Source organism: Pleurocapsa sp. CCALA 161, from assembly GCF_003003995.1.
Classification (GTDB): domain Bacteria; phylum Cyanobacteriota; class Cyanobacteriia; order Cyanobacteriales; family Xenococcaceae; genus Waterburya.
Map to the genome: position 1 here is coordinate 1 of NZ_PVWF01000229.1, position 3,698 is coordinate 3,698.

The window sequence follows — 3,698 nt, forward strand, 5'->3', positions numbered from 1 at the left end:
GCCCATTTTATCAACGAGGTCAGAAAGCCATGACACTCATTCTATCTGCTTTCTAGCTACTATTGTCGCCCCCACAGCTAGTTGCTTGATAAACTCATCATCGTTTAGCTGACTTTTATCGCCATCGGTGCAATCTCGCAGCAGTTTTTGGACTTTCTTTTGCTCTTTTCCAGAATTAAGTTTCTTCAAAGTATCTTTGACGGTTTTACGGTTGATTCCAGACGGAAAACTATCCATTGCCATAATTCGCTTCTGAATTTTACTAATCCGCTCAGAAGTTAAGTTGATGTTTTCTAAAGTTTCTGGTTGTTCTAATTCGGAATAACGCTGTTGCTTGAGTTTCACCAGTTGTTCGTACAAAGAATAAGTAATAGTCAAAATGTTTTTTGCCGAAACTACTTTACCTACTGCTGGGGTTTTAAATGCTGAAGAAACTGCCATTCCATAGCCATCATTTTCTTGAGTGAGGTCGTTCCAGTAAATTGTTTGTTTTTGTTCGGGAATCGGTTCGCCATTTGGCCCAAAATATTCCAGGGTCAGTGCCACAAGACAAGTCGGTTCATCGAATTGGTCAGTGCAATGTCCGACAGCAATGGGATTGGCTTGGTAATCGAATCCTAATTCCTCAATTAGTTTTCTGAGTTCTTCACTATGCAAGATTTCGTTTTGAGTGTAGAGGTCGCGGTTAGTTTCTTGTTTTTGATAAGTATCTTCTTGTAAACTGCCCTGCTCCAAAGATCGGGCTTTAGTTAAACTGTGGATGAAATCGATATATCCAGGCAAAATTTCATCATCAAAGAGAGTGTCGCCATAAATTGAAGCTCCGAGAGTATCGATTCGCTCAATATTGCGAATTGCGCCACTTTCTTCAACTAGATCGCCGACCAGTTTTTTATTTAGATTAGACAGGCGACTGGCTTGTCTGAGTAATTGACTTTCGCTGTTGGCGTAGTAAATATAGATATTTTCAACTCGACGTTGCTTGGGTCGATCGATGCGACCAATGCGCTGCTCTAGGATCATTGGATTCCAAGGCAAATCGATGTTAATCAAATAATCGGCATCTTGAAGGTTTTGACCGACTGAGAGAGTTTCTGAACCAATTAAAACTGAGATCTCTTCTTCTGGCTGCGGACGTTCGGCAGGATTTCTACAAGTAGCAGCAGGGGCAAACAAGCGGAATATTTGCTGTCGCTTTAGTCCAAGTTGTTGATTAGTTCCTTTGACGAGCGACCCCGCGTTATGCGTAGCGGTATACCACAAGGGTACAACGTCCTTTAGGACGCCGAAAGGCGCAAGGCCCTCGGTGCGGCTTGACCGTGAATGCGCGAGTTTGACCGCATTATTAGGACTAACTGTGACTACTTGGTCTAAATCGCTTCTGTAGTAAAGTTTGCGAGAACCGATCGCCATACCAATCCCGCTAGATGCGATCGCATGATCTTTTGCCATGTAACGATAGTAATCGATCACCGTATCTGAAAAGGTCGAAATCAGGAGAACTTTATGACCCTGACTAACGATTTCCCTGACTTTTTGGGTAACTTGTTCGCGTTTGTGGTCTTTGACGAATTCATCCACTAGTAGTTTTTGAATCTGTTTAAGTTGAGCTAGATCGCTATCGCAGTCAGAGATAATTTGGTAGTAAATTTCTTTAGCTCTGATTGGGTTATCTCGCAGGGCATCGGTAGCAAGATCTATAGATTTGCGTAGTTGTTGACGCTTTTCCTCTTTCTTCTCATTGGTTTCTTCCTCGTCTTCGTCTTCTTCATCTTCTAAATAATCTTCATCCCAGTCATCGCTTAGATCCAAGACATCTAATGACTTATCTTTTTTCTTAGACCCAAATTCGTAATGCAGCAACAAGAATTCTTTGAGTCCATCAGCATCGGGAGTAACCTTTTCTAGCCTGTCTTTAACCAAAGCAATGCGATCGCTAAAATTCTTAATCGTGCGACCCAGGGCATACATACTCGACTCTGCCCGTTGTAAAAAGAAACGACGTTGATTGGCGAGGAGCGATCGCTGTTCGGTACTGCCTTTTAAATAACGTATCGGATCGGCAGAAGGAATATAAAGGTTAGTTTCAAACTGAGTGAAAATTTGGTCTAATGCCTGTTCTGTATTAGTTTCAAATACTACTGGCAGCCATTGAGCTACTCGTTTGGCATAGAGGTTTAAATCTGGAGTAGCCTCCCTGAGCATCTGTCTGGTGCGTTGGAGAAATAACTCTCGATAGGTGCGTCGAAATAAATTGGTATTGTCGGTAAAGTTTTCTACTCCTGCATCTCGACGCTCGAACCATAATGCTACTTCTGGGGGAAAATCTAAATCTTTGAATCCTTCTGGGCGAGAAAGGAATGGGGAAAGAATATTATAGATATCCTCGCGGCGGTTATTCCAAGGAGTAGCTGTTAGCAGTAAAAAATGTCTTTCTCTTTCTGAGTCGAGATCGCTCTGTTGAATCTGCAAACAAATTTGATGAATGCGATTTCGATAGTTGCGAATGCCTTCGTGAGCCTCATCAATAACGATCAGATCCGCACCACCATAGCGATTAAAGTCATCTAGAAATCTGTTGCCTTTGAGACTCATCAAGTTTTTGTTGTAGAGTTCGTAATCAAGGTGATTTCCTCTAAAGCCAAGTTCGCTCATTTCCCGCTCCCAGTTGTCGTGAAGCTTTTTGGCAGCAACGATTGCCACCTTAGCTTGACCTTTTTCATGGCGGTACAGTTTAGCCACTGCTGCTGCCAAGCGCGTTTTTCCCAATCCCACCGCATCAGCACAAACAGCTACGCCAAAATCTTGCATAACTCTAAGACAGTGTTGCGCGCCTGATTTTTGATGCTCGAATAAAATACCTTGGTAAACGAATTCATCTAGTGTGTCGCTCTGTTGGACTCGCAACAGGTGAGGACGTTCCATTGCCAGCCAGTAGAGAAAGTCTTGAGGTTGCCCGTGTTTTCCTGCCAAGATTAATTCGACTGCTTGCTTAAAACCTTCAATTTCGGGAAAGTCGGGAATGAATAAATCCGAACTGACAGAAACGGGCTTTTCTGGAGAAACATCGTATGTCCCTGTAGTGGTTTTAACTTGGAAATTTTTGAGAGAAGTTGATGGATGATCTGGAGCTACTTCAACTTGACCGATAATGCGTTCTGGTTCTCGACTGTCGATAGTAACTTTAACCAACTCATCATCGACAACTTCAATAGTTTCAACTTGGTCTAGGTTACTGCCTGTAATTTCAACTTGGGTGGTTTCTCCATTGGGGAATTCGTCAGGAGTAATAGATTCAATAACTGGTTGCTTTAACTGGATACGGCGATCGCGTTCGGCGATGATTTGCGCTAAAAATTCTTGGCTGAGGTCAAAGGTGAGTTCTTTGTCTTGCCATTCTTCATCAAATTCAATAATGCTCTCTTTAATAGCGTCTAAGTCGATGGGGTCTGAATAATAGAGGAAAGTAACGCTCTCAGCATTCCTCGAATGGGCAGCGCGAGTAAAGTTATCCGAGCCTTCATGGAGAATGTGGTTATCCAGGCGATCGCTCAAGATGCCAGTTTTCTTGTGATAGATAGCCCGTCTTTCTTCCATCTTGACCAGCTTGATTTTTAGAGTACCCAATCTCACTAATTCGGCGAGGATTTCAGTGCTAGAGAAAGAGCTATCTTCTAAACCTACGAGGAATTCTTGGA

At 42.8% G+C, this 3,698-nt stretch carries 1 protein-coding gene; it reads right to left on the reverse strand.

Going from position 1 to position 3,698, the window contains the following annotated elements; all coding sequences use genetic code 11:
* Positions 1 to 36: 36 nt before the first annotated feature.
* The coding region (locus C7B62_RS26740; protein WP_106244171.1) for a helicase-related protein at positions 37 to 3,698 on the reverse strand (3,662 nt) is incomplete at its 5' end.